Raw genomic sequence first — 7158 nt, forward strand, 5'->3', positions numbered from 1 at the left:
ATAACTGCCTCTGATACCGATAGAGCTCCTATCAGTAAAAAGATCATCCAGAACATCGCTACTCTCCTTATCTGAATCTCCTGTGGTCATACACCGAGTCAAACTCATCCGGAACAACGATGAAGTGTCGTCGGGGTATCTCCGTATTCCCCTTAAATCGGGTGAACCTCACATGTTTTTCAAGGAGCAACTTCCCCTTATCAAACGGGCCATCGTAGTCCTTGAGTTTCACCTCAGAGGGATACCAGATTCCGTGACCATCCGATACAAGATGGATCTTTATCCGAGTCCACCTTCCCTCCCTGCGGATGATCACCTCCTGTGGTCTGTATCCCCGCTCCGTGTTAACCAGGAACTCAAGCTCTCTATTCGATCGCTTCGCTTTGATCCTGAAACATCTCTCCCCGCTGATGAGCTCCTCCCGGAAGGAGATATCCGAAACCGTGTTTCCCGTCAGAAGCTTGCCGAGAGGGGTTCCGTAGTAGCCGAGCCAGTATTTGGGATCGAAATCCTCTGATTTGAAGGGGTTGTAGGTGGAGGGAGGGAAGATATGATACTCCCTGCCTGGGAGGCGATGGCCGTAGCTGTAGATGATCTGTTCGATGACCTTCTCGCCGTCGAAGATCGTCTTTTTCTCCACGGTCATCCTCACATTCCCTGAGGGTAAAACCTCGATATTTTTCCTGATCACGGATTTCAGATGGCCATCAGCGCTGAATCTGCCCCAGAAGGTTCTCTTAATGGGTTTGGACAGGAATTTATCCTTCAGCGGGTCTTTGTAATAGATGATTTGTTCTTCAGTTGCCACCGTATAGGATCGGAGCATCCCGTCGTAATGTTTAATCCCCTCGATAAGCACATCGTTTATATCGTTCGATGCCGTTGAAGCCGCCAAAACCACCGTCACCAGAAAAGCAGCAAGATACGTCATTTCCTTCACCTTGCCTGATCAGATTCATGGCCCCCACCCCTGTCAGATCCCGGTGCTCCGGATATCTCATCCATATATATAGAGGGGGATTTCCGGGGATTTTTAACAAAAAATTTCCAACAGGCATATGCAGAGCAAGCTTCAGGAGGCTCTTTTACCGAGGTGGGTATACCTATAGCGGCACGCACTTCCCCTATGCTCTCATGACATCACCATAGCGGTTTTTCAACGATCAGTGATCCTTGGTTTGTGGGAAGCTCAACCTATTCAGTGGATCGGTGCCCGCCCTTCTCTCCTCATCATCGCTCCATCCATCCCCATCATCATCGACATCGGCGTTATCGCCTATCCCATCTCCGTCCGTGTCCCGCCACTCCTTTGGGTCAAATGGGAAGGCATCCCAGGGAACGGCTCGGGCCCGAGGCACGCCGTCCCCGTCGAAATCCATCTCCTGATAATCGGGTATACCGTTGTGGTTCTCATCGTCCCCTATCCCGTCACCGTTATCGTCCGCGTCCAGGTTATCCCCGATGAGATCGCCGTCCTTATCCTGCCACTCCTCCGGCTCGAGCGGGAAAGCGTCCTCAACATAGGTGAAGCCGCCCTCTCCGGTTACCCTTTCACCCTTAACGTTCGAGAAAGTATAGGTGTATCTCCACCGCCCCAGCTCCCATGGGGCGAATCTCGCCTTCCATAGATCGTGTTTCCCGAAGATATACTCGACCTTTCGCCGTCCGTTCTTTCTATAGACTTTTATCCTCGGTTTCTCCGACGAACCGTAGAAGAACCCTCCGACATGCACCTTCTTCCCGCCAGGAGAGGTGAACGTAACCTCGATCGTGACGTCGAAGAACGGGTTCTCGTATCTCCCCTCATGGTGGAAGGTGATCTCGAGGACGTCGTAGATCGGGATGACCTTCGAGTTCTGGGTGATCTCCACCTTCAGCTCGGCTTCGGCCGATAAGGATACGGCGAAGCCGAGTATCAGAAGAGTAAGCCAGGCCTTTAACGTCATCCTTTTTGACATCTCCATTCCTCCCTCAGTATGGCCATCTTAAGCTCATCATGATAACGCCCGTTACGGAAGATGGATTGTCGTAGTCGCCCTTCGATCACAAAGCCGCATTTCTCATAACATCGTATGGCGCGGGGATTGAAATCGTAGACCGAGAGCTCAATTCTGTTCAGGTTAAGCTCATGAAAGGCGAAGGAGAGCAGGGTTTTAACGGCATCCGAGCCGTAGCCCTGATCCCAGTAATCCCTCTCGCCTATGATTATGCCCATAATGGCCTTCCGGTTTTTCCAGTCGATCTCATCCAGGCTTATATTCCCTATATGGGTTCCGTCCTCGGCCTCGATGGCGAAGATACGGGCGTTTGGATTGCTGAGTTGTCTTTCGAACCAGATCTCCTCCTCGGCCTGGGACATAGGCCAGTACATTCTCAGGTACCGCTTCACCTCCGGGTCGTTAAGCCATTTGACGAGGCGTGGGATATCGGTCCGTTCAAGCGCCCGCAGGCGCACCTTCTCCCCAACCAGCATCTCCCATCCCTCCCCTGTATTATCCGGTCATTTATACGCTCTTATTTCCCTTGAGTGTAGCGGTATCACTGATAGGAGACAGGAGGCAGGAAGTAGGGGAGACAGGGTGACAAGGAGAGGAAAGAGACGTATTGCGTAGGGCGCATTGCGACCGGCATGAGCAAGCTCATAAGCGTGGGAAAACCTGCCTCCTGTTTCCTGTCTCCTTCCAACTCTAAGAAATAAGCACTTCTGACCTCTCAGATCTCTGCTACACTTAACGATAATATGAGCGCATTTATAAGTCATTAGCTCATTCAGCTGCGCCGTTATTTCAATGACGACTAATGACTATAAATGACGACAAATGACCTGATTTCACGCCTTCATCTTGATGGATATCGACTCGCCCTCATAAAGGACGATAGGAGCGGCGAATCTGATCAGGATGACGTTCCTCGGGGAGTCAACCTCCTCCACGGAGCTCTCGATCACCTCCGATCCCTTCACGACCAGAGGGGTGACCGAAGAAGGCCTCTCGCCGACCGCCCAGGCAAACTCCACGCTCTTCAGCTCCAATTCGCCGTACAGAACCCGTATCTCATCGAACTGCTCATTCGGAGATCCTATCTGCGAAAAAGTCCCCCATCCCGATCCCGTCGACCAGAAACATCTGAAGTCGTGAGGGCGGAACCTCGGGGCGAAGTAGATCGCCCTCTGCGGAGCCGAATAGGCGTATCCCGAAAGGGCCAACAGCACCGACCAGCTCGACATCGCCCTGGCGTAGTGGTTGCCGCATTCGATCTCGTTCCACGGATTCCGTCTCTCCCCGTCGTATCTATCTCGAACGGCCTTGACGATCGACAGTCCCTCGTAAAGCATCCCCTCATATATCAGATGGGCGGCCACCTGATACTCTATCCCCGTCCAGACCTCATCGGAATAGGGAAACGGAAACGGGGGACGGCCGCCGTGGGGCCAGGAGCAGAGAAGAAGTCCCCTCTCGTCCTGAAGGGCATAGGTCCTCTGACAGTTGGAGTGATCCAGGAGGTTATCCCTGAAGTTGTATCTGTAGACCGCCTTTATGGCGCTTTTAACCCTTTCAGGAGGCAGGAGATATCCCAGACCCACGACGTGTGCGAACCACTGTCCCAGCATCTGATCCGAGAGACATCCCTCGCCGAACTGATATCTTCTGGTCATGACCTCCTCGTGCTTCTGCACGTAATACTCTCCGTTCCACAGCAGATCGTCCAGTTTCCTTCGTCCCTTCTCGAACAGCTCCAGGTACTCCTCCGCTTTCTCCCTCTCGCCGAGCGCTTCCGCCATCCTCGCTCCGGCAAGCAATGCCCCCAAATAGAGGGTTCCCATCATCGGATTGGGCCCGTAGAATTCGATGTCGTAGGTGTTGTGCTGTTCGCCCTCCATCACACCGTCCTTATCGGCATCCCATCCCTTCCAGGCGAATTCCAAAGCCCGCTTGGCGGCGGGCCACATCCTCCTGAGGAACTCATCGTCGCCCGAAAGCTGCCATTCCCGATAGAGCTTCATGATGCATCCCATCTGACCGTCGGCCGCCGGCTTGAAGTTCCACCTTGCCAGCCCCAGCGGTACAAGCGTCCTGAAGGCCATGTGTCCCTCTTCATCGGTGTTGAACAGGAAATCGGTCTCACGCATTGTGCGTTCGAGCTGGGGGAAGAGATGAGCCAGGGCCTGTTCGTAATTCCAGACGTGCGTGCAGTTCAGCGGGCAGCATCCTACCTCATCGCTACATCCCTCAAAGGCGTGAAATTTCCCGTCATCGGTGCGGAAACAGGTGTTCGTTCGTATGATAGATGCCTGACTTGACACGGCATCCAACACGTAAGGCGGCAACGTGCTTTCAAAAAAAGCCCTGTGGAACTTTCTGGTTTCACCCTCAAGCCTTTCGAGGTTTTCGAACGTGTATTTCGCCACATGCCAGGCATCCTGAAAAATGGAGGCGTAGAAGTTCCTCAGGAGCTTGCCGCGCACCGCCTCCTCCCTGTTCCACTCGTTCACCCTGTTCGGAAAATACCAGGAGATGGCGAAGGTAAGCGGCGCCTTTTCGCCCGGAGCGAGCCTCTTTATGAGTCCAAAGGAGCCGATATCTGTTCTGCCATCCGGCGACGGCTCTTCAGGAAGGGGATCAAGCCTGCCGTCATGTGTGAAATCGTCCCAGAACTGCTGCAATTCGTCGAACCACCCGGCTCTGGACCACCTGGGCGTGTGCGTCGTTTCCCCATCCCACCAACTGGTCAGCGCCATCGATCCGAAGGCGGGATCATCTTCGGAATATTTGGATGAGGTCATCATCAATCCGACGAGCATCCCATCCCTTCTGAACCGGATAAGGTTTCCTCCAAACCATCCCCCGCCGGGCCCGTTTATCTGGCCGTGGCCGTTATATCCCACGGCGTTCATGAGCGATCCGACCAGTGAGATCTCAACAGGATTTTGAGATGTGTTTTCGAGATAATATCGGATTATAGCGACCGGAATCCCTGAATCCCTGTCGTTAAGGGGGATAAATGGGTTGAAAGCCTCCATGACGATCTCAACCGGCAGATCCGGATCGTTGAAGTGCACCCACGCGAAGGGATATTCGCCGTGAAAGGTGGCGTGGTGTAATCTGGGCAACCCCGGCACCATACGTCTGTCGAGCCCGTGAGAGCCGGTATAGGGCGGTTGGATGGGACCTTCCAGAACCTTAACGACAGGTTCACCTCCCTCCTCCCGCGCCCATATGGCGAAGAAGGTCATAGGAAGGAGTTTCCCCTTGCCGGGATGGTTGAAGATCTCCCAATCCCTCAGATCACCTCTCCCCCCTATCGATACCGTCCCTGTGCCTATCCCACCTATCGGAAAGGCCACCTGGGCCCCTTTTCTGCCGTGAAACGAACGAATCCTTCCCAATGAGAAGAGCTCGTAGGACATATCCTCCCTCCTTATGATCTATCGACGCTATGCTGAGTTTGGGCGATCATTATACATCATCCGATGGTGCTTTTCAATACCGTGCTTGACCCTGAATTGAGTGTCTTCAACGTCGAGCCAGTGACATAGCATCCGCCCCTGTTGGAGGGAAGGAATTCAAAAGGGCGATCATAACGGAAGCATAATGGCCGATCGCGATAAGTCTATCCCTTCTTCCTGATCACGAGAACGACGTTTGTCGTTCCCCTCATCATCTCCTCAGTCAGGACTTCTGAGATCGAGCTCCATCTCGCCTCTCTATCAGCGGCTATGATGAGCCAGGACATAGAAGCCCTATCTGATATCTCCCTGCTGAGCTCGGAGATGTCGGGCTTTCCCATAACCCGTCCGTCCACCGCCATTTCGCCTTTAGCATTGATATACAGAACGGGCTGAACGAAAACGGGCAAGGCCCCGGCATGCTCGACGAGGGGCAGTTCCAACGGAAAAGGCGAGGAGAGCTTGAACTCCGGAAGCTTTTCCCCCACCCTGATCATTAGGAACTTCCCCCTTATCTCCTTCATCATCCCGGGGTGAATTGGCAGCAGTGTCTCCCACCTCATGAACCCCTCTTTGATGAAGAGCAGCCTGTAAATCCCTTTGGGCAGCCCGCCTAGCTCAAAACGCCCTTTATCGTCCGACGTGACGACTTTCATCGGCTTTTTCATCCCAGGAGGCAATAGCACCTTTTCATCGTATACCTCGACTTTAACGTCTGGGACGGGATCTCCGTTCAGATCCTCTATGGAGCCGATGAGCTTATCAGGGAGATCGCCGGTTACGGGGGGAGCCGGGATGAAGTTGATAACCCCATGTATTGATGCCAGGATCGGTGCCACCTCACCCCATGTCATCTCCCCATCAACTGAGATCCCCACCTGCACATCTTCATGTCCTTTGGCCCAATTGGCGATCTCGGCTTTAAGCTCATCCGAGGAGACCTTTCTGCCATTCAGCTCCAGAGATTGAGGGGTGATCTTCAGCCTGAACGTTAACGGTTTTTCATACGGGTTGAATCCTATCCAGATCACGAAAAGCTTCGGCCTGCTTTCAAGGATAGCACCCCAGTCCTCCGATGGCTTTGGCTCCTCACGGAGATGTATGTCGAAGAGCGCCTCCCCTCTTTCCATAATGAGGACCTTTAGATCACTTCTCGGCACATACCCCTCCCTTTCGGCCTTTAGAGTATACTCTCCGGGCGGCAGATCGGTGATCCGATAATTCCCATCCCGATCGGATTTGACCTCCCCCTTTATCCCGTTGGGGCCTATGTAGCTGATCCTGACATCGGGGATAGGTCTCCTGGTGGAAGCATCAGACACGATTCCGCGGATAGATCCCATTTTCGATCCCGCCTTTTTCCCGTCCGTTAGCGCCTCTATAGACGGCGCAGCGCCGAGAAAGTTGTAAAGCCAAAACGCCGATATGAAAAATACCGTTAGAAACACCCATTTCCTCTCCATGCTCTTACCTGGTTCCTCAAACTGTGTCAAACTGACCTATCTGCCGGTTGAGGAACCTCCCTCCTTTCTATCCCATTGCGGCAGATAGACTTGAGTACGGGCGAAAGATTTTTCGCCCGTACTTTGGCATTCCTGCCTCTCCCTTTCGGGGTTAAGGTGCACCTCGGCAATGTGACGGTTTTGCCAGACAGGGCTGGTGCGATACCCTGCCATGCTTACTCGCCAAGCGAGAACCGTTCACGTAGGCGG

General features: G+C 53.5%; 5 protein-coding genes. All 5 read right to left on the reverse strand.

The annotated features are described in order from the left end of the window. Positions 1–67: 67 nt before the first annotated feature. The 5 genes from J7M22_13560 to J7M22_13580 all read right to left on the reverse strand — a co-directional run bounded on the left by J7M22_13560 (position 68) and on the right by J7M22_13580 (position 6909). Positions 68–931 (reverse strand): hypothetical protein, encoded by an 864-nt coding sequence (locus J7M22_13560; protein MCD6507631.1) that lies wholly within the window; start codon positions 929–931, stop codon positions 68–70. 232 nt (positions 932–1163) lie between these two features. Continuing rightward, a complete protein-coding gene (locus tag J7M22_13565) occupies positions 1164–1958 on the reverse strand; it encodes a DUF5060 domain-containing protein (GenBank protein ID MCD6507632.1) in 795 nt (264 codons plus the stop codon). After that, complete coding sequence (locus tag J7M22_13570; GenBank protein ID MCD6507633.1) at positions 1943–2473, reverse strand: GNAT family N-acetyltransferase; 531 nt, start codon at positions 2471–2473, stop codon at positions 1943–1945. Before J7M22_13570 ends, J7M22_13565 begins: the two co-directional genes overlap by 16 nt. Positions 2474–2830: 357 nt before the next feature. Then, positions 2831–5407: a hypothetical protein gene (locus J7M22_13575; protein ID MCD6507634.1), complete on the reverse strand. Its 2577-nt coding sequence runs from the start codon at positions 5405–5407 to the stop codon at positions 2831–2833. Between the two features lie 203 nt (positions 5408–5610). Beyond that, on the reverse strand, positions 5611–6909 hold the full coding sequence (locus tag J7M22_13580) for a carboxypeptidase regulatory-like domain-containing protein (GenBank protein MCD6507635.1): 1299 nt from the start codon (positions 6907–6909) through the stop codon (positions 5611–5613). Positions 6910–7158 lie beyond the last annotated feature (249 nt).

This window comes from Candidatus Poribacteria bacterium (assembly GCA_021162805.1).
Taxonomy (GTDB): domain Bacteria; phylum Poribacteria; class WGA-4E; order B28-G17; family B28-G17; genus JAGGXZ01.

Coding starts and splice junctions, on each gene's coding strand:
- J7M22_13575 (MCD6507634.1), bottom strand. CDS start 5,407: ATGTCCTACGAGCTCTTCTCATTGGGAAGGATTCGTTCGTTTCACGGC.
- J7M22_13580 (MCD6507635.1), bottom strand. CDS start 6,909: ATGGAGAGGAAATGGGTGTTTCTAACGGTATTTTTCATATCGGCGTTT.
- J7M22_13560 (MCD6507631.1), bottom strand. CDS start 931: ATGACGTATCTTGCTGCTTTTCTGGTGACGGTGGTTTTGGCGGCTTCA.
- J7M22_13570 (MCD6507633.1), bottom strand. CDS start 2,473: ATGCTGGTTGGGGAGAAGGTGCGCCTGCGGGCGCTTGAACGGACCGAT.
- J7M22_13565 (MCD6507632.1), bottom strand. CDS start 1,958: ATGTCAAAAAGGATGACGTTAAAGGCCTGGCTTACTCTTCTGATACTC.